The sequence below is a fragment of the Chitinivibrionales bacterium genome (assembly GCA_014728215.1).
Classification (GTDB): Bacteria; Fibrobacterota; Chitinivibrionia; order Chitinivibrionales; family WJKA01; genus WJKA01.
The window spans coordinates 34245-54990 of the sequence record WJLZ01000044.1 but is presented as its reverse complement, the minus strand read 5'-3'; the positions used below and the strand labels follow the sequence as shown (position 1 = coordinate 54990).

General features: G+C 47.5%; 17 protein-coding genes. 10 read left to right on the top strand and 7 right to left on the bottom strand.

What is annotated here, in order from left to right; genetic code table 11:
• Positions 1 to 105: 105 nt before the first annotated feature.
• The 3 genes from lnt to GF401_03090 form a co-directional block, all read right to left on the bottom strand.
• Complete coding sequence (lnt, locus tag GF401_03100; GenBank protein MBD3344030.1) at positions 106 to 1767, bottom strand: apolipoprotein N-acyltransferase; 1662 nt, start codon at positions 1765 to 1767, stop codon at positions 106 to 108.
• A complete protein-coding gene (locus tag GF401_03095; GenBank protein MBD3344029.1) occupies positions 1698 to 4508 on the bottom strand; it encodes a PKD domain-containing protein in 2811 nt (936 codons plus the stop codon). The genes lnt and GF401_03095 overlap by 70 nt, the downstream gene beginning before the upstream one ends.
• Positions 4509 to 4669: 161 nt before the next feature.
• The gene (locus GF401_03090; GenBank protein ID MBD3344028.1) at positions 4670 to 4921 is read right to left on the bottom strand and encodes a hypothetical protein; all 252 of its coding nucleotides are present in this window, start codon (positions 4919 to 4921) and stop codon (positions 4670 to 4672) included.
• Between the two features lie 488 nt (positions 4922 to 5409).
• Between GF401_03090 and GF401_03085 the strand changes: the two genes are divergently transcribed.
• From GF401_03085 to GF401_03075, 3 genes are all read left to right on the top strand, one after another.
• Complete coding sequence (locus GF401_03085; GenBank protein MBD3344027.1) at positions 5410 to 5637, top strand: NifU family protein; 228 nt, start codon at positions 5410 to 5412, stop codon at positions 5635 to 5637.
• A gap of 12 nt (positions 5638 to 5649) precedes the next feature.
• Entirely contained in the window at positions 5650 to 6486 is an 837-nt protein-coding gene (locus tag GF401_03080) for a DUF116 domain-containing protein (GenBank protein ID MBD3344026.1), read from the top strand.
• A 122-nt stretch (positions 6487 to 6608) separates the two neighbouring features.
• A complete protein-coding gene (locus GF401_03075; protein ID MBD3344025.1) occupies positions 6609 to 7082 on the top strand; it encodes a methyltransferase domain-containing protein in 474 nt (157 codons plus the stop codon).
• 4 nt (positions 7083 to 7086) lie between these two features.
• On the opposite strand, the gene GF401_03070 is transcribed toward GF401_03075, so the two are convergent.
• The gene (locus GF401_03070) at positions 7087 to 8757 is read right to left on the bottom strand and encodes a helicase (protein MBD3344024.1); all 1671 of its coding nucleotides are present in this window, start codon (positions 8755 to 8757) and stop codon (positions 7087 to 7089) included.
• A gap of 197 nt (positions 8758 to 8954) precedes the next feature.
• Between GF401_03070 and GF401_03065 the strand changes: the two genes are divergently transcribed.
• Genes GF401_03065 through GF401_03055 form a run of 3 tightly spaced genes read left to right on the top strand, consistent with a single transcriptional unit; the run spans position 8955 to position 11387 of the window.
• Positions 8955 to 10244, top strand: a complete 1290-nt coding sequence (locus GF401_03065) for an adenylosuccinate synthase (protein ID MBD3344023.1) — start codon at positions 8955 to 8957, stop codon at positions 10242 to 10244.
• 27 nt (positions 10245 to 10271) lie between these two features.
• Positions 10272 to 10838 (top strand): hypothetical protein, encoded by a 567-nt coding sequence (locus tag GF401_03060; protein ID MBD3344022.1) that lies wholly within the window; start codon positions 10272 to 10274, stop codon positions 10836 to 10838.
• Positions 10839 to 10880: 42 nt separating this feature from the next.
• Entirely contained in the window at positions 10881 to 11387 is a 507-nt protein-coding gene (locus GF401_03055) for an NUDIX domain-containing protein (GenBank protein ID MBD3344021.1), read from the top strand.
• Positions 11388 to 11501: 114 nt separating this feature from the next.
• On the opposite strand, the gene GF401_03050 is transcribed toward GF401_03055, so the two are convergent.
• Together GF401_03050 and rmuC are read right to left on the bottom strand one after the other, a co-directional pair.
• Entirely contained in the window at positions 11502 to 12209 is a 708-nt protein-coding gene (locus tag GF401_03050; GenBank protein ID MBD3344020.1) for a 16S rRNA (uracil(1498)-N(3))-methyltransferase, read from the bottom strand.
• 7 nt (positions 12210 to 12216) lie between these two features.
• A complete protein-coding gene (rmuC, locus tag GF401_03045; protein MBD3344019.1) occupies positions 12217 to 13254 on the bottom strand; it encodes a DNA recombination protein RmuC in 1038 nt (345 codons plus the stop codon).
• Positions 13255 to 13373: 119 nt separating this feature from the next.
• Between rmuC and GF401_03040 the strand changes: the two genes are divergently transcribed.
• On the top strand, positions 13374 to 16334 hold the full coding sequence (locus GF401_03040; GenBank protein MBD3344018.1) for a hypothetical protein: 2961 nt from the start codon (positions 13374 to 13376) through the stop codon (positions 16332 to 16334).
• Between the two features lie 104 nt (positions 16335 to 16438).
• Here the strand turns inward: GF401_03040 and GF401_03035 are convergent, their stop codons facing one another.
• Complete coding sequence (locus GF401_03035) at positions 16439 to 16630, bottom strand: hypothetical protein (GenBank protein MBD3344017.1); 192 nt, start codon at positions 16628 to 16630, stop codon at positions 16439 to 16441.
• 217 nt (positions 16631 to 16847) lie between these two features.
• Here GF401_03035 and GF401_03030 point away from each other — a divergent pair, with 217 nt between their 5' ends.
• From GF401_03030 to GF401_03020, 3 genes are read left to right on the top strand one after another with little or no spacing between them, the layout of a single operon-like run.
• Positions 16848 to 19076: a hypothetical protein gene (locus GF401_03030; GenBank protein ID MBD3344016.1), complete on the top strand. Its 2229-nt coding sequence runs from the start codon at positions 16848 to 16850 to the stop codon at positions 19074 to 19076.
• Positions 19073 to 19642 carry a hypothetical protein gene (locus GF401_03025; protein MBD3344015.1) on the top strand — a complete coding sequence of 190 codons (570 nt, stop codon included), beginning with the start codon at positions 19073 to 19075 and terminating at the stop codon, positions 19640 to 19642. The genes GF401_03030 and GF401_03025 overlap by 4 nt, the downstream gene beginning before the upstream one ends.
• Before the next feature lie 12 nt (positions 19643 to 19654).
• Positions 19655 to 20725 carry a hypothetical protein gene (locus GF401_03020; GenBank protein ID MBD3344014.1) on the top strand — a complete coding sequence of 357 codons (1071 nt, stop codon included), beginning with the start codon at positions 19655 to 19657 and terminating at the stop codon, positions 20723 to 20725.
• The last annotated feature ends 21 nt before the right edge of the window (positions 20726 to 20746 follow it).

The following is a 20746-nucleotide window of genomic DNA, read 5'->3' as shown; positions in this document are numbered from 1 at the left end:
ATTTAATGTTCAATAATATATATCATGGAAATAAAGAATCCGGTGAGTCGAAACGGGCTTTTCAGGCCTCGGCGCCTTCACGGCGAACGAATAATTCCGACAAGCCTAGGGGCCTTCGGTTTTTCTTCTCATTGAGTTAATCAGGAGCCCCAGGCCGACGAGAATAACCAGAAAAGAAAAAACCACGGGCCAGTCTCCGAATCGGGTGTAGAATGTAGGACGGTGACCGAGGGGGACTTCGCCGACCAGGACCCCCCGTTCATAAAGCCCTGTCTTTTCACGTACCCGCCCGTACTGATCGACGATCATGCTGATACCGGAATTGGCGCATCGAGCCAGAGGAATGCCGTTTTCGATACAGCGCATGCGCGCCATTGCTGCATGATGAAAGGGCGCAGAGGACCTGCCGAACCAGCCGTCGTTGGTAATATTGATCAAAAGCGACGCACCTTCAGCAATTCGCTTCCGGACAAAGCCCGGGAAGATAATTTCATAACAGATAAACGGTGCAGCCTTGTAATTGCCCTCTATTTCAAAGAGACTGTATTCTTTTCCTCGCATAAAATCGGCTTCACCCAGATTTACCCGGCTCAGAATAGGCACGATATGCTCGAAAGGCATGGCCTCGCTGAATGGAACCAGTTTAATTTTATAGTACAAATCGAAATCGCTGCCCGTTGAATCGAGGTACAGCGCGGCGTTATATACAAACCGGCGGTAGTAAGAGTTTTTTGGGGCAGGCTCCCAGTTCAGTGTTCCAATGATCATCGGGATTTTTACCGAATCTCTCCATGCATACACCCGGTCTTTCAGCGATCGTCGTCGGGGCAGGTAACAAAGAAGTGCGCTTTCGGGTAGAATGATAAGATCGGGATCCTGCTCAGCGGCCTTGTAGGTTAACGATTCAGTAATGGCAAAGGAGGTATCGAGCGACCGGTTGCCCCATTGGTTCTGATTGATATTGGTCTGCAGGAGACCAACCTTGAGGCTCTTTTCACTTTCGGGTGCCCGTGCGAGCCGGAGAGAACCGCCCACCGAGACGATCAGGATACCGGCCGCAAAAATCACCGGGGCCCACAGAATCCTCTTTTTTAACCCTCCGTTATCGATACCCTTTATAAGCCTCCACAAAACCATATTTCCCAGCATCAACAGGAAAGAGAAACCGTAGACTCCGATTACCGAGGATAATTGAGCCAGGGGAAGCACCGGCGCAACAGAATAGCCAAGCAATGCCCAGGGGAATGCAATTTCGGTAATGCTCCTGAAATATTCGATCATTACCCAAAGAGAAGGAAAGAGGAGATAGGCAAAATTACCGAATCTTCTGGTGGTGAACCGGAACAGGACACCCGCTGCTAGATAATTCAATCCCACCACGAGGGACATAAGTCCGAGGCCGATTAAAATCAGATGCCACAAGCCTTCGGCTACGACATTTGCTATCCAGTAAAACTGGGCAAGGGATGCCGTAATGCCGAAAAGATAGGAGTGAATAACCGACCGTTTCAGCGATTGCTGTGTAGCAAAGAAAAAGAGAGGTATAAAGACGATAAAACTGAAAAAGGGAAAGGGGAACAGCAACGGATGGGTATGATGATTAAAGGGGGGCAGCGTGATGCCGTACATAAGTCCGGCAACAAGCGGCACCCACCATCTGTTTTTGGCAGAATAGAATAGTTTGATTTTATTTAATATTATTTGCAGCATCGGAATCCGACATAAAAATACTTCGTGTCCTTCGAAAGTAGGACACGCGAAGTACATTGACTGTCTTTTTCCTTGCTCTGCCACGATCCTCCATACACATATGCGCTTTTTTCATTGCCGCCGGCGGTCCATTCTGCATAGTTGCCGCTCATATCCAGAACGTCGTAACGGCTCTTACAATCGGGATATTTGCCGGATTTTGTTGGTTTGTTATCACTCCAGCTGTTACCGAGGGTATTGCATTTTTCCACATCGTACTTGGTTCCGTAGGGATAGATATTATTTTTCCTACCCCCTCCCGAACAGGCAGCTTCCCATTCTTCGGCGGTACACAATCTTTTCCCCACACTTGCACATTTTGCTCGGGCTTGTTCGTAGGTAACTTTATTAAGCGGCTCTTCATTGCGTTTATTCGGCCACTCATATTCATCGATACAGAATTTCCCCGCCTCATCGACCGGTTCCATACCATCGGGGCAGATAATTATCCGGATCGTATCAGAAGCGCTTTCACCGTCACTATCGGTAACTTTTAAAATCGCAGTGGAGAATGCATCGAATTCATGCTCGACATAGCCCGTATCATTGGATGACCAGTCAAATGTGCCGTCTCCGTTAAAATCCCACTCATATTTCGCAATCTTTCCATCGACATCTTTCCCGCTTCCTTTAAGCAGTATCTTTCGTTTTCTCCGTGAAAGAATATCTTTACCCGCAAATGCGCGCGGCGGATCATTAACAACCACAACTTTCGTCGAGTCAAGCGCAGTCTTTCCATCATCGGATTTAACCGTCAATTTCGCCATGTGTTCTCCGGCGTTTTTGTAGGTATAGCTTGCCCGGGAATTTGTTGATGACGACCAGTCGGCCTTATTATCATTGTCAAAATCCCATGAGTAGGAAACAATGCTGTTGTCGGGATCGGATGCAGTGCCGTTGACTGAAAGCATCGAATTCACCTGAACACGATACGGTCCTTTTGCATCAACACTCGGTGGTGCATTGGTAATGGAAACAGTCCTGGATTTTTCTGCAATCCTGCCTTTTTTATCGGTAACCGTGCAGGTTATGGTATAGTTCCCTTCCTTTTCAAAGCTCGTTGCGGCTTTTGGTTCAGGTCCTTTTTTCTCCACCTTTTTATCACCATCGAAATCCCAGGCATAGGTAATGCCGGCCGTGTCGGTAGTAACCAGATTGCATACAAACGAAACGTCACTGCCCACACTCGCGGAATCGGGACCGGCAAGCGATTTGATCTCCAGTGCTTCGCTGACGGTTACGGTAATTTTTGTCGAGGATACTGCACCATACCGGTCACGCACCTCGCAGGTAACGACATAGTCTCCCTGGTTGTCCCAGGACCAGGTGGCCGTTTTCTCCTTTGCAAAACCATTCTCTCCGGGATAATCCCAAACCCCGTCATCGTCAAAATCCCACCGGACAGTCAGCTCATCCAGCGGATCAGTGCCGTCGGTGCTCTTTTCGGCGCTGAATACAAACTCGGTGCCGATTGTTCCTGATGATGGTTTAACTGAAATTTGTGCGACCGGAGGGCTGTTGACGATAATTTTGCGAGTCGCCTGTGCGGTTTTGCCCTGAGCGTTTTTGATCTGTACTTTAATCCGATACTCGCCTTGCTCTTTATAGGTATGTTTAATTGCGGCCTTTTTTCCATACGTACCATCGGAAGGATAATCCCATTTATTATCTCCATTCACATCAAAACGGTACATGAGTTCTTCGGGGCCCTCGGGTTTATTTTTTGATCGTGAAGCATCGATGGTTACCGCATCACCGGGTGATACCTGTTTTGAACAGAAGAGACTGGCCCGCAATTGCGCTTCCTGTTCATCAACAACAAGATCGTACCTGAAATCATCGGAAGCCCCCTGCTCATCACTGGCCCGCAGCACCACAGAAAACGCACCGGCTTTAGAGGGTTTAAAGCTTAATTCTCCGGAAAAAGAATCGACCTTCATCTCCACCGGTCCTTCAATCAGGCTGAAAACGATCCGGGTGCTTTCTGGATCCTGAGCAAAAATGGTATCCCGGTATATTTTCCCGACGGTGGCTGACGTCTGAGGTTCTTCGAGCCATATAGGCGGAAGGTTCTCGGCCTGACGGGAAATCGGTTCACAGCCCGAATGTGCCAGCGATGCACCGACTACCGACTCACTTACCCATGCCACGAGATGTTCTTTATCAACTTTAGCCACGTCCGTTTTTAAAACGCCCGAATTGTCAACTAAAGCCTTCTGACAGGGAGAAAGATTAAAATCATCACCCTGTCGCGGAGTACAACTCAACCGGCCGCTCAGTGAAATTATCATCGTTTTGTTTTCTTCATGATATACGGCAAAGTGGGCGTTTTCTTCTAAAGAAATTGCCGCGTTTCCCGTCGATATGGAAAATGAACTGGAGAGGGCAGCCATATTATTCAACACCGCAAAGACATCACCTTTTGAAAAATTCAAATGGAGATACCTGTTGCCGTCGGCTTTGTCCATTGTCTCGACACTCAATTCGGTATTTTCGTTGAGGTAAATACTATTCTCATTGCTCAATGTCAGTTTCAATTTCGCTTTGGATGGAATAATGAGGACATCACCGGGTTTAATCTGCATGTCTTTTTCGACAACCTGCTCTTCTCCGCCTTCAGGAATAACTTTACATTCACCAACCACGATATTTGCCACAGGATAAAAGGTGTCCCCTGTCTTTTTTGCACATGAAAAGCAAAGCGCTGCAACAATTAAACTTACCGTGAAAAGATTTACTCGCAAGTAGCGGTGCTCCATATAAAGCTCTCCTGATTGAGTATTGAGGTAATAGAATAATATATAGAGTCTAAATTGTACTTTGCTTTAAAAGGCAAGTCAAGAATTAAAACAATGATTTAATTAAATTTAGAATACCCGGAGGAAGAGAACGTCTGCACGAAGAGCGAAGGAAAGGAATGTCAGATACGTAAATTAAAGGCCTGCGCAAAGGAATCGCTGAGATCATCGACAACCATATCTGAATTATAGTATCCCTTTTTGATGCGGGATTTTACCGATTGGATCAGATCATTTCTGATGGTGGAAGAACTGCTTTTTGTTTCAGCCCCTTTCGACTCTTTTTTTCCGGCCGAATCGTCCTGCTTGCGCGATCGCCGGGAAGCCATTTCAGCAGTATTAAGAGAACGAAATTGAGAAATTTCTGAAATCATAATAAAAAAACTAAATTCCTGTTTAAATTCCGCCGATACTATGAGTATAGAGAAAATGCCGTTTCTCTTTCCATACATCCCCAAGGCAAAGATTTGTCCAATCTTTGCCTTTTTTTATGGCTATTTTTCAATTTTAATCATTCTACATTTTCTCCTAATACATATATCGGCATAAAAATGCATTCCTTTAGCTTATTCTCAAAAATTTATTATAAAACTCTGGGGAGCGGTCTAATTAAAGCTATTGTAGGCCACAAAGTCATAAACGACAAACAAATTCAATTAATCCAAATAAAGGAACCCCTTAATCGAAGAAAATGAGAGGACCATTCAGGGCTGGTGAATTTGATGGCATTGTGCTGATTAATGCATAACCGGAGGGTGGAATACTATATTATTATGAAGCTCAAACATGATACGATTATTTATTTTAATACATTAATAGATAGCAGGTTAGAGGAAAAAATTAAATTGAGAAGGATTTTATTATGAAAGAACAAGTGCAGGAAATCATCAATGAGATCAGACCGAATCTTCAGGCAGACGGTGGAGATATCGAACTGGTTGATGTGACCGATGACGGCATTGTTCAGGTTCGCCTTCAGGGTGCCTGTGCCGGCTGTCCCGGTGCCGCCATGACCCTTAAAATGGGTGTTGAACGTATACTGAAATCCCGTATTCCCGAAGTAAAAGGTGTTGAAAATATCGCTGTCTAAGGCGTATTTGCAATGTCTTTCTCATTACCACTCGGCGCAGCAGTGCAAAAATCAGAATTAACTCGCTACAACTGGCGCTCGGCCTGGACAAAACTGACGTTTTTATCGTTATGCTGGCTCAGCTATGTTATTTTCGCTGCGCTGGGATCGGTTATCTATTATCTGATCTTTCCCCGGCTGGAAAACACCGGATTCGACATTGTCGTCCTGAGTTTATTCGTACTCTTTGTTACCGTTTTGGGTGTGGGGCTTGCCCTGATTACGATCACCTCACTCACCGGTATCGACCTTCTCTATCCTCACGGCAAACCTGCATTAACAGTGACCGTGCTTTTTCCAATCGCAGAGATGCTGAGTAAACTGTTCGGAATTAAAAAGAGCAAACTCCGGACTTCATTTGTCAAAGTAAACAATGCGCTGACTATCGCCCAGGCAAAGAGGATCAAAAGCAACCGGGTCCTTGTTCTGCTTCCCCACTGTCTCCAAATCGATGTCTGCAATCGCAAAATCACCAATGATATAAACAATTGTGCCCGCTGCAAACGGTGTCCTGTTGCAGAACTTCTTGAGCTGGGAGATAAGTACGGGCTGAAAATTGACGTGGTCAACGGGGGGACTCTTGCTGTACGAAAGGTAAAACAGTTCAGACCCGACGGCATTGTTGCGGTAGCATGCGAACGCGATCTTACCTTTGGAATTCTGGATGTTTATCCGATTCCGGTATATGGTGTCCTCAACGACCGTCCCTACGGACCATGTTATAATACCTGTGTAGATATGAACTTTGTTGAAGAAGCGGTCAGGTTTTTTAAAAACAGCCGGAAGCAAAAGGCACCAGCTTCTTCGTAAGCTTTTAGCAAGGATTTTGTCTTATCGACCTCTGGGAATTGAAAGCGCCGGCATATCATATTCTCCGTAAATTATGGCCGCTCTCCATTATCCTTTCTGGAGAAAACAATAATGCGTTGAATATGCTCTCCCGGTTTGCAATGAAAAAAATTGCTATACTCGATATCGGCTGTGGTACCGGTAACGGTATCGAGATAATTCCATTCGGCAATTATTATATCGGTGTCGATCTTTCATTCAGCATGCTCTATCATATGAGAGAGCGGTTTAAATCCCGGGCAGTGCAGGCCGATGGTTATTTTCTTCCGATGAAACCCGAAGCCATCGATCTGATTTTCGCCGCCGGAATCCTTGAATATCAAAAAGACGCCCGACGGTTCCTGAAGAGCATAATCGCTCCGCTCAAGCGAGGAGGGCATATCTTTCTCACCTCATCTCCACCAACCCTGTACACCGATTTGCGAAAAATCAACGGCTCCATGGTCTGGCCGCGTACTGCAGATGAAGTTATTGCAATGGGAGAAAAATCCGGTCTCACCTGCCTCGAGAAAAGCCGTTCGCTGTTGCAGGAACAATTCCTATTTATTAAAAATTAAGATTTTACTCCAGTTCCCGATATTGGATATCATAGGAGTACCCCTGTTCGGTGAGAAAGAGTTGCCGTTTCATGGCGAAATCCAGTTCTCGGGATTCCCGGGTAACGATTGAATAGAACGTTGCCTGCTCCTCCTTTTTCTTGGGCCGCAGGATTCTTCCAAGGCGCTGTGCTTCCTCCTGACGGGATCCGAAGGACCCGGAGACCTGGATAGCCACATTTGCATCGGGCAAATCGACGGCAAAATTACCGACCTTCGACAGAATGAGCTGTTTTATCTCCCCTTTTTTGAACTGTTCGTAAAGGGTAATCCTTTTTGCGTTGGGTGTGGCGCCGGTAATAAGCGGGGCATCGAATTCAGCCGAGAACTCATCGAGCTGGGACAGGTATTGTCCCATGATAAGCACCTGATCGTCTTTATGTTTATCGAGCAGTTCCCGGGCGACCGGCATTTTATAAGGATTCTCGTATGCCATACGGATTTGCTCCCGGGAAGTACAGGAGAGGTACTTGAGTTTTTCCGATGACGGCAGGTCGACTCTGATTTCAACGCATTTTGCCGTTGCTATCCACCCCTGCCGCTCCAGATCTTTCCAGGGAATATCGTATTTTTTCGGTCCGATCAGAGAGAAAACATCCTCTTCATGCCCGTCTTCCCTCACCAGGGTGGCCGTCAGACCTAACCGGCGGCGAGCCTGAATATCGGCGGTGAATTTGAAAACAGGAGCCGGAAGTAAATGGACTTCATCGTAGATTATCAATCCCCAGTTTTCCTGATTGAAGAGCTTGAAATGGGAAAAATCTTCGGTCTTTTTCTTGCGGTAAGTTAGAATCTGATATGTTGCAAGAGTTATGGGTTTGATCTCTTTTGTTTCTCCGCTGTACTCTCCGATACTCTCTTCGGTAAGATCGGTTTTATCCAGAATTTCTTCTTTCCATTGCCGTGCGGCGGTAATGCTGGTAACCAGAATAAGGGTCCGGCGTTTCAATAGCGCCATGACATAGAGTCCGACCACGGTCTTTCCGGCACCGCAGGGAAGAACAACCACTCCACTCCCCCCGGAAGTCGAGCTGTCGCCGATAAAGCTCTCTGCAGCCTGTTGCTGATACGTTCTGACAGAAAAGGAAGTACCGTCTCTGCTCGTTTCTCTGAGTTCTACATCATAGGGAGCACCGTCAACATACCCGGCCTGGTCATTTATCGGAAAGCCGATCTGGATGAAACACTGTTTGAGTATACCCCGATTCTGACCGGGAACAACGATTTCATCGGTCCCCACTTTCTCTCCCACCAATGGAGCTATTTTCGGATGTGCGGTAAGATGATTCAACTGTTGCGCATTACTCGCTTTAAGCACCAGCCGGTTGTCGCTGGTTTTTAAAACGAATTTACCATAACGCCCCATGAGTTCCCGGACATCCTGGCACACATTGCCCGGCACAGGATATTTGGAAAACTCTTCCAGCCGCCCCACGACATCATCTGAACTAATCCCCAGAGAAGATGCGTTCCACAGCGATAAAGGCGTTATCATATACGTGTGAATGTATTCGGGGCTTTTTTCCAGATGAGCAAATATACTGATCGCATCGCGAGCTTCGGTGAATCGGGGATTATTTACTTCAAGAAGGAGGGTGCTGTCACTTTGAATAATCAGCGGATTATCGATATTCATATAAAAACAAGAACTTTCAGAAAAATGAAGAGTGACAAAATCATAGCGAGTAAAAGTTTTAAAAATAATATACGGGCGGCATTGACTCGTATTAGTTCCAAAACATAGTTTTTAAAGTTACTTGAGAGTACATCTATTTTGTCAAGCCACTCATCCACTGCGAAAATGAGTGGTGTTTTATTTTAAGAGGGAAAAAAATGGCAAATGTTATCGTTGTCGGAACTCAGTGGGGTGATGAAGGCAAGGCAAAGGTTATCGATTACCTTACCGAGCGTTCCGATCTGATTATTCGCTTCCAAGGGGGAGCTAACGCAGGACACACGGTTATCGTTGATGGCGACAAATTTGTTTTTCACATGGTTCCATCGGGGATAATGTATCCCGGCAAGGTCTGCATTGTAGGCAATGGCGTTGTTTTTGACGCCGAGCAGTTTTTGCTTGAAGTCGATGAATTGACCGAAAAAAACATCAATGTTATCGGCCGTCTTTTCGTTTCAGATAAAGCCCAGATGGTGCTTCCGTACCACAAACTGGAAGATAAGGCATCGGAGATGCTTAAAGAGGGCGGCAAGATCGGTACTACCTGCCGGGGAATCGGTCCGGCCTATGCCGATAAAGCTCATCGAAGCGGTATACGCACCGGCGATCTGAAAAACTGGGACACCTTTATCGACCTTCTGAAAGCCAATTTCGACCATAAAAAGAAATTTTTCGATGCTTTCTATACCATGCCCTTTGATCTGGACCTCGACAAAACTATCGAAGATTTCCGGAAGATACGAGAACGGTTGCTTCCCTTTCTGGCAGATACTTCCGAGTATATTTATACCGCTACGGGAGAGGGGAAACAGCTTCTTTTTGAAGGCGCACAGGGTACATTTCTTGATATCGATCATGGAACCTATCCTTTTGTGACCTCATCGAATACTGTTGCAGGATCGGCATGTACCGGTTCCGGTATCGGCCCTTGCCTGATCGACCATGTGATCGGGATTGTCAAAACATACACCACCCGGGTTGGCAACGGACCTTTTCCTACCGAACTTGAAGATGCAACCGGCGAACTGATCCGTAAGCACGGCGGAGAGTACGGAGCCACCACGGGGCGTCCCCGCCGTTGCGGCTGGTTTGATGCTGTCATGATACGAAAATCGATCCAACTCAACGGTATAACCCGTCTGGCCCTGACCAAACTTGATGTTCTTGATCATCTCGATGAGATCAACGTTTGTACGCACTACGAAATAAACGGTAAAAAGACACAGGTCTTTCCATCAGATCTCCAAACACTCGAAAAAGCACGGCCCATATACGAGACGCTTCCGGGGTGGAAGCAGCAGACAGCACAGTGCAAAACCCTTGCCGATCTTCCGGAGAATACAATAAAGTATATTAATAAAATAAGGGAACTCTGTTATGACACTCCCCCGCTGCTCGTTTCAGTGGGGCCCGACCGTTCCCAGACTATCGAAGCTGAACCTTTATAAATCTCGCAAATCCGGAGTTGTAGCATTATGATTGCCGTTGAAGTTAACACAGTAGCGTTCTCCAATAACGGCTTTGTCATCTTCCTTAAGGAGCGGGATGGCAACCGAACACTCCCAATTTTTGTGGGCATACTCGAAGCCCGTTCTATTGCCGGCCAGTTGAACAATGAAAAATTTCCCCGTCCGCTTACCCATGACCTTTTCAAGAATGTTCTTGATCAGGTTGACTGCAAATTGATGAGGGTTGAAGTGTGTGATTTAATCGACAACACATTTTACGGCAAGCTCGTTCTGGAGCAGAAGGGCAATTCGCTTGAAATCGATTCCCGTCCGAGCGACGCCATTGCCCTGGCACTCCGATTTTCCGCACCGGTCTTTGTTGGTGAAAAAGTCATGGATGAAGCATCCGAGATTATTTCCGAAGAAGCGATTCAGAAAAAAACGGATGAAAACGGGGAAGAGGCTCCGCCCCTCTCAGAGATGGATCGTCTCAAACAGGAACTGGACAGAGCCATCAATGAAGAGCGATACGAGGATGCCGCTCATCTACGGGATGAAATCAGCGAGCTTTCTCAGCGCACCGATTCAAATTAGAAATTTCGGCCCAGGCTTACCCCCCATTCTGCCGCGTGGAACATGCCCTTTCCGGTATTCCGGATAAGCCGTCGCCCAGATTGTATATACGCTGTTTTCATAATTAAATTTAAAGGGCCACCTATGCAGATGCATACCAGGAGTGCAGGAGGAGTCGTTGTCAATAAGGACGACAATGTTTTGGTTGTCAATCAGAACCGCAATTCATGGTCGCTCCCCAAGGGGCATATCAAACCCGATGAAGACCCCCTCGCCGCAGCCATGCGGGAGATTGAAGAAGAGAGCGGCATCACCGACCTTCAGCACGTTAAATACCTCGGAAGCTACGACCGCTATAGAATCGGTAAGGATGGCGGTGATGATGAATCGGAACTGAAAACGATTATGATGCATCTCTTTATGACTTCCCAGATGACGCTCGAGCCGACAGATCCCCATAACCCCGAGGCCCGATGGATCGATAAGGGCGATGTCGCCGGTCTTTTAACCCATGACAAGGATAAAGAATTTTTCCTCAGTGTCAAAGATGCAATCGGGAATGAAAGGTAAGCCGGCACGGTCGAAGGTCGAACGCGATACACTGAGTGTGGCCGAAGGGCTGCCGAAGTGTCGGAAGTCGAAAACCCGAAATCATCTACTCTCCTAATTCACTCTCTCTCTTCCTCACATCATTCGTCCGATCAACGCCGGCACGGCATGCTCGACCCGCAGGATCCTGGGGCCAAGTGAAACGGGAGTGAACCCCACTTCTTTCAATTTCTCAATTTCATAGGGGATGAATCCCCGTTCGGGACCGATTGCCAGGGTAACAGGATTTTTACATCCCCGGGGGCATACTGTCCCGGCGTCCGGCTGAGCAACCAGAGCTGTTGTTTTTTCGGCAATTGTCTTGAGTTCATCTTCAACAAAGGGCTTGAACCATTGACGGAGTTGTATGCGGGGCATCACCGTATCCTGGGCCTGCTCGAGCCCCAGGATCATATGACGGCGCAGGTTCTCCTTTGTAAGAACGGGTGTCGACCAGTAACTTTTTTCGACATGCCGGCATCCCAGGATAAAAATCTTTTTGACACCCATTGCCGTCGCTGCCTGAATAATCCGTTTGAGAGCTTTTGGGCGGGGAAGTGCAAGTAACAGGGTCAGCGGTATCGGTGGTGGAGGCATTATCCGGAGGGTAACCTCCAGCTCTATACGCACCTTCTCAACATTAATAACCAGGCCGGTCCCGATGTCACCATTCTCGATACCCACCCGCATCGAATCGCCAACCGAGCACCGGTTTACTGAAAGAAGGTGCTGTGCCCGGCGGCCTTTCAGGCAGACTCGCCCCTTATCGATAAAATCCTCATTGAACAGAAGAATCAGGTTCATGCCGAATCTATTCGTCCCCTTCTTCGGGAAGAGCTTTCTCTTCATCGTTCTTTACTTCGAGTTTCACTGCGTTGTCGAGTCTTTGTTTATACCGAAGGATATGATCATCCCCAATGCGGAATGATTCGGATGCTTTGGTAAGATTCTTTCCGATATCTTCATATTTTTTATAAAATCCGTCAAAAGACTTCTGCATCTGTTTGAGCTGGTTTTGAAGTTTTTTGGCACTCTTGATTATCTCGATGTTTCTGACACCGTAAATTATTATTTGTAAAAAAGCATAAAAGGTATTGGGGCTTACCGGAAGGACGTTATTCTGCTGTGCATACTCATAGAGTCTCGAACTGTCGCCCAGATGATTTTTTTCTGCGATAGTTTCGTAGTAAATAGCCTCCGAAGGTATAAACATGAGCGCAAACTCGGCGGTCCCTTTTTCGGGTTTGATATACTTGGTCCCGATACTTCTAATCTGAATACGAACGGCATTCTCATAATCCCGCCAGCACTTGCTTTTTTCAGCCTCGGTTGAAGCACTCAGGTATCGCTGATAATCGTCACGGGGAAATTTGGCATCGATAGGAATGACAATATCCCGATAGAGGATAGCCGCATCGACCCGCTCCCGCCCATCAACAAGGTACTGTTTTTCCCATATCCCCTGCGGAAGTATTCTGTCAAGCATCTCTTCGAGGATAGTCTCGCCGTAATTGCCCCGTAATTTCGGTGCAGCAAGCAGATCTTTAAGTGACTGACCGAGTTTCTGTGCATTTTCCTGCTGCTGGACGATTTTATGAATAGTCCCCCCCATATCTTTGATTGTCTGAAGCGTTTTCAGGGCATGGTCCGAAACCATATCTTTGGACCGAACAACTTCTTCACGGGTACTTGCCAGAGACTTATTCAACTCGGTCTGAAAGGAAAGAAATTTTTCATTCAAACTGGCATCGAATTGAGAGGGAAAGTCTTTGTTTGTTTGTTTTTTAAAAATAAGAATCGATGTCAATATAATCAGAATGATCAGTGCAGCGAGAATGAATGGTTCCATAGTATTTTAACCTTGGGCCTTTTTATAATTTGAAAAAAGACAGATTGAATGCATCTATCAAAAATAACCATTCCGATATGGAAAATGTGAAATTTTCACCGACTATTTAAATAAAGGAGATGATAATGATCAGTCAGCAACTCACCCCGGGCCGGGTAATCAATGGCTTTGAAATCATCAAAGTAGAGCCCATACCCGAACTCAGATCCGAAGCGGTTCTTTTCAATCATCAGAAAACCGGAGCCCGCCTCGTTCATTTGTATAACGAAGATCCCGATAATCTGTTTTCGATAGCATTCCGCACGCCGGTCTCCGACAATACGGGGGTTCCCCATATCCTGGAGCATTCGGTACTGGGCGGCTCGAAAAAATTTCCGATCAAGGATCCTTTCCAGGAGCTTCTCAAAGGTTCGCTTCAGACATTTCTCAATGCCCTTACCTATCCCGACAAAACCGTCTACCCGGTGTCTTCACAGGTAGAGAAAGATTTTTACAATCTTGTTGATGTTTACTGCGATGCGGTATTCAATCCCCTGCTTACCGACACGACCTTTTTTCAGGAAGGATGGCATTATGATATCACCGATCCCGAGGGCCCTATCGATATCAAGGGGATTGTCTACAATGAAATGAAAGGTGTTTTTTCGGATTTTTCCAGTCATGTTCACCGTAAAACAATGTCGGCATTGCTTCCCGACACAACCTACACCTATGAAAGCGGCGGAGAACCCGAGAGTATCACCGATCTTACGATCGATCAGTGGCGTGAATTCCACAAACGTTTTTATCATCCTTCTAATTCATTCATCTTTCTCTATGGTAATATGCCTTCTGAAAAGACCCTGAAATTCCTTCAGGAAAATTATCTGGGCGGCTACGAGGCCTTACCGGTAAACTCAACAATACAGGAGCAGCCTTTATGGAAGTCACCACAACAGATAGAAATCGAGGCTCCGGCGCCGGAAGAGGATGATGGAACTGCGACAGTGGCAATATGCTGGCTGTTCGGCAATTCATTCGATCCGGTGGATTACCTCAGCGGCATAATTATTTCGCGATATTTACTTGGAACCCAGAGTTCTCCGCTCCGTCGGGCGCTGATCGATTCGGGACTCGGGGAGGACCTCGATGACATTTCGGGATTTGATTCGGAGATAATCCACGGCGTATTTGCGGCGGGGTTACGGAAGACCCGCCCGGAACATGCCCGGAAAATAACCGACCTCGTTATGGACACACTGAAAAAACAGGTTGATCAGGGGCTTGACAAAGACATTCTGGAGGGAGCGGTTCGCCAGACCGAATTCCGTCTCAGGGAAATCACCGGAGGTCATTTCCCCTACAATCTCAGGCTGGCCGACCGGTGTTATCGTTCGTGGTTATACGATAAAGACCCTCTGACCCATCTGACCTTTGAAAAAAATCTTGCAAAGATCAAATCGGACCCTGCAGGGCAGGCCGAATTTTTCGGTAATAAAATTCGCACCATGCTTCTCGAAAATACTCATCGGTTGTCGGCAATTATAAAAGCATCATCGGCAAAGGGAAAAGAACTCGAACAGCAAACCCGTACACATGTTGAAGAGTTGACCCGAGGGTTCGATGAAAGGGACAGGAAAAAATATCATGACCTTACGACTAAATTAATCGAGCAGCAAAAAAAGCCGCCGTCACCCGAAGGACTGGCAAAATTACCCCACCTGAACAAAAACGATCTCCCCCGGGAAAATAAAATCGTTCCTGTCGAGCAAATAGAGCTTTCAACGGTTCCTGTCTATATGCACCCTCAGTTTACAGCAGGAATCGTATATGTTGATATCGGGTTCGATTATTCGCATATCGACGAAGCGCTTCTTCCTTTCCTTCCGCTCTATTCCGAACTCTTAACGCACTGTGGCGCCGGCGGATTGAACTATGAAGCAATGGCGACCCGGGTATCGCTGGCTACCGGAGGAATCTCGAGTTCGGTACTCTGTCAGACAAAGGCGCAGAGCACAACCGACCTGTCACTCCGATTTTTCCTTCATGGAAAAGCGCTTGTCGCCAAATCGGATGATATGATGGGAGTGTTCTCCGATATTTTTACAACACCCGACCTGACAGACAAAAAGCTTTTGCGCGATCTTCTCTACGAATCACGCAATGATTTCAATGCATCGATTATCAGTGCAGGACATATCTACGCCATGACTAATGCATCCGCAAGCCTGTGCAGATCGGAATGGATTAACGAAAGAATTGACGGTATTTTTCAGTTGAGATTTCTCAACAGTCTGGTACGGGAAGAGAACATCGATGCCCTGGCGGAAAAAGTGCAGGCACTTCATTCGGCGCTGATCTCACAGGACACCTGCTGTATATCCGTTACCGCCGATGATCCATCCAGACACACCGCGCAGCTCGAGTCTCTGATCGGCCGTCTTCCCACCGGCGTCCCACAATCACCGAAGCCTGTCGCGACCGCCGAACCGGTCACCGCCCGGAAAGGAATCGAAATAAGTGCATCGGTCAACTTTGTTGCACAGGCCTGGCAACTCCAGTCGATAACGCCGGAGGAGGCCGGACTGCTTTCGCTGCTTTCCCGCAATTTGTCAACAGGCTTTTTGTGGGATAAAATCCGCGTTGAAGGCGGCGCTTACGGCGGCATGTCGGCCTTCTCCCCGGTCCATCCGGTATTTACCTGCGGTTCGTATCGCGACCCCAATGTGTCGAAAACCCTGAATAATTTTATCGAAGGACTGAAACAGGCTGCTGAAGGTATTGAAGAACAGTCGGTGGATCAGAGCATCATCGGTACAATCGGCAAAATAGACAAACCCAAATCGCCCCATTCAAGAGGTTTTGGAGAAACCATCGCTCTTTTGGGGGGAAGGACCCGCGAATACCGGGGAGCGTTGCGGGAGGCGATACTCTCGGCTACTCCAGGAAATATCAAAGCAATCGCACAAAAAATCCTGGATCAGGAAAATACGGCGATCACCGTTCTGGGAAATACAGCATCCTTTACCGCTGCCGAAAGCGAAGGGGTTTCACTTATGTGTGAACCACTGCTTCCCTCCGGTATGGCAGTAAAAAAATGAAGAGGGAATTATCTGTTGTGACAAAAAAAGAAGACGGGAAATGCCTTCAGGGTAGTTTCCCGTCTCTCTCAACCATAACATCCCCAAAATGACCCCTATTCGCTTTATGCAGAGGTATCAACCTCATTGTTATTTGTCCGCTCTTCCTGATTATTCCGGGATTCGGTTTCTTCGGTTTCGCGTTCCTGACGTGCTCTTTCGGTTTCATTGTCACGAAGGGTGCGTTCTGCTCCCGGGGCACGTTCCACCCGGGCTGAGTTCATCGCAGCCGTATCATTAATTCGATCAATAGCCATCGTGCCTCCTGTAAAAAAATGCGTATATTCTTCCCTTTTTTAGTATCGGCAGATTTTCGAAAAACTTTAGAAAAAAATTTTTTGCATGCCTTAGTGCCTTTTGCTCGTAATGATTTAATTTAAGTACTATATTCTATAAACCGTAAACCGTTAATAATATGGAAGTATTGGAGTACTCCTGCTTGAAATCGGGACAGGTTCCGTAGGGAGAAATGGAATGACAAAACACCCCGGCTTATTCAGAAAAGGCATCAGAATCGCTTGCTTATCTGTTATTCTCTGCCTTTTAACTTCGGTGAGTACGCGAGGAACGGATATAGAGCTTAAAAACGGCGCGTCATTTACCGGAGAAATCGTTTCCGAATCGGCTAATTTCATTATTCTCAATACCGGCGGTTCAAAGATCAATATCGCAAAATCGCTCATCAGCAAAATAGATGATTCACCGATTCAGTACCCTCCCCCCGCCTCACCATCATCAGGGGCACCGCAATCGGACAAACCCGAGTACAGGAAAATCACTTTCACCCATGGCCGTCGGGTAACAATAAATTTGAAAAACGGCGCCTCATTCCATGGGAAAATCATATCGGAGAATGCCAATATGATTATTCTCAACGTTGATGGTTCACGGGTAAATATTTTTAAAAAGATGATCGATACAATCGACGGCAAAAAGCTTGTTAAGGAAAAAAAAGCACCGCAAACTCCACCTGTTATTCCCTCGCAAATTCAAAAAAGAAAACCGAATGATCAGCAAACAAAAAATGAAATGCCGCCTTCACAACAGCCTGTGGTGCGCCAATCAGCTCCCGGGAACAGAAAAGACAGCACAACGGAGACCGGATCACCGGCAAACCGACAGGCCATTCCCCGGCCCGATTCTCAACTATCAAAACAGAAACAACTCCCCAGTGCTGCAGATCAGGAACCAGTAGCTGTAGCTCAAGACCCGGAAACCAATGAGCGAGCATCGAATGCTGCTCAAACAGCAAAGCCTGGAGAACGGAGATCAAACGAGGTAACGGTTCCAACTCCCAAAGTCACGGCACAATCGAAACAAGCGGACATGGTTTCGCAGCCATCTGTTGATTTGCAACAGTCTGAAAAGAGCGTTGCGGTGGAAAAAGGGAGCGACAAAAAGAAAAGGCCCACCCGGAAACAGCAGATTTCTCCCGCACTTTCAAAAGCTCCGGTACCGCCGGAGACATCTCAGGATAAATTAGGCAAAGTAAAACAAAGCCCGGAGCCGGAACAGGCGTTGAAAGGTGCTCCACCAAAGGAGAATACCGGGTCTCCGGTCCCGGTTTCCCGGCAACCGTCCCCGCCTTCTCAAAGGCCGGTTACGCCGGGCCCGGTCGCTTTAGCCCCCGCCCCGAGAAAGCCGGCGCCGGTAATCTCCAGTCCCGACAGCAAACGGAATGTGGCGGAGTCCGAAAAGAGAGGCCCGGCTCTATCGAATCCGCAACGGTATATCGACAAACTCAAATCACCTCTCCATAAAAACCGGATTCACGCAGCACTCTCCCTGGCTCAATTGGAAGCTGATGCCGCTCCGGCAATACCGGCACTGATCGCGGTCTTCCCCGACACGGCACTCTATACGCCCTCACCCGAAACCGACAGTTTGACACCCGGGCCCGACCAGCCGACCTCGTTGAGCGATGAGGCTCGAAAGGCGCTTATTGCGACCGGCAGAAAATCAGTCGGCCCGCTCATTGACGCACTGCGTCATCCGAACTGGACAACACGGGCTCAGGCAGCCTATGCACTCGGAGAAATCGGAGACCAAAAGGCCGGCAAATACCTCATAAAATCACTCACCGATACCAGTCTCTTTGTACGTGACCGAGTCATGGACGCCCTGGTCAAACTGAATGAACCCGGACCACTGATCGCTTCCCTGAAAGGGCGGGACACCGAGCTTAAAAAAAATGTCATTGAAGTTCTTGGTAAAATGAAAGCACGGGATGCTGTAGAACCGCTGATCAGGCAGCTTAAAAAGCGGAACTCCTATGTCAGAGAAAAAGCAGCCTATGCTCTGGGTAAAATCGGAGATCCCCGGGCGGTCGAAGCACTGATTGATCTTCTCAAAGACAACATTTCCTTTGTACGGTATAATGCCTGTGAAGCTCTGGAAAGGATCGGAGACAAACGGGCAATTCCGCCGATTCGGGCCATGCTCAAGGATCAGAGTTCCTATGTGAGAGAAAAAGCAGCCATCACCCTGGAGTCGTTGACAAATTTGGAATTCGACAACACTACCACCGATATCGGATCTCTAATTTCCGATCTTCAGCATGAAGATCCTGCCGTACGGGAAAAAGCTGCAAACACCCTCTGGTTGAGAACCGGTGAGAAGTTTGGAACCGATCACACGAAATGGAAATCATGGTGGGACAAAAACCGGAAGGAGAAACTCCAATCAAACAACACCGAATCGTGAAACAAATACTCCATTATCTTCTTCCTGCCCTCTGCCTCGGTATCTCATGCGCAGCGCCGGTACAGGAATTCTACCCCGACTCATATTTTAACGAAGACCGAATCTATGTCAACAAACCGCTCCGGTTTTCGATCTCCTACCGGGGAAACTGGAACATTATCACCGATCCGAACAATATGGATCGGGCTAACAGGCAGACCGCTGAAGCGCTTGCGAAAACCGGTGTCGAACTGCTGTTTATCGGCTCGACCTTCGAAGGCACACAGGCATCCCGGGGCATTGCGGCAAATCTCAATCTCCCAAGCCGGAAATATGCCGAAAAAATCCGGGAGCTGATGAGCAGTAATATTCAGGAAGATCTCGGACTGAAAGAATTCCTGGCCCACGACAAATATATGATAAAATGGGAATTTGTTAAAAGCGGTTTTCATTTTGTCGAATTCTATTTCACGCTCGACACCTACAACATACGCATCGCTTTCTGGACCACTCCGGAACTCATGCCGAATTTTATGCCTGTTTATGAAGAAATCCTCAGCACGCTCACCATCATTTCGAGATATTAGGACATACTGCACATGCATATTCTTTACTACATTACAGCTCACGGTTACGGGCACGGTGTGCGGGCGAGTACTATCTGCAATGCCTTTTCAAGTAATGTTGCGTTGACAATTCGCACCATGCTGCCGAAATCATTTTTTGATGAAGAACTGCGGCGTCCTTTCAACTATTATCCCGGCCGGTTCGATTGCGGCTGTTTCCAGCGTGATTTTGTAACGATCGACATGAAGAAAACGATTGACACCTACAAGGAGATCGCTCGGGCCAATGAAAAGGCACTGGAGTATGAAATAGCGTGGTGTAAAGAACATACTGTCGACGGCATTGTTGGTGATATTCCTCCTTTTGCCTTTGAAGTAGCTTCAGGGGCAGGAATCCCTTCAGTGGCAGCCACCAATTTTACCTGGTACAATATTTATGCCCCCTTTGCCGGCCCTTTCCCTGATTTTGCTCCCTGGATCGAGAAAATCCGTTATCAGTATTCCCTGGCCGATCTTCTTCTGGAAATCGCAGCGGCCAATCCCATGGAGTTCTTTCCGGTAAGAACCCCTATGCCCATTGTCGGGCGAAAAGGTACAAACCGGAAAGCAGGGCTTGCCGCCCGGTTCGGGGTCAGTCCTGATAAAAAGCTGGGGCTTATCTATATCGGCGAATACGGCATGGATTCCCGGGATTGGAAAAAGCTGGAACGATTCGAAAACTGGGAATTCTTCGGACTCTACCCCCTCCCGGAGAAGGTATCCAACTACCACCGTATCGATAAACGGCTTATCCCCTACCAGGATTTCCCGGCATCGGCAGATCTGGTTATCTCAAAGATCGGGTACAGCACGGTTGCTGAATGTATGCTCAATGGTGTTCCTCTGTTATATCTGCCCCGCGACGATTTCGCCGAGCATCCGGTCCTCGAGAGGGCAGTAAAGAAATGGGGCCATGGATACCACCTCTCTCCCGGCCGATACAGAGCACTGGATTGGGATGACGTACTTGCCCGAGTAACACAAAGGAAACGCCCTGTCCCTGTAGACGATTCCGGTGCCCGAAAATGCGCGGGCGAAATCGAGAAATTGATCGGTTCGCACTGACCAGCCAGCCTCCCGGCACTA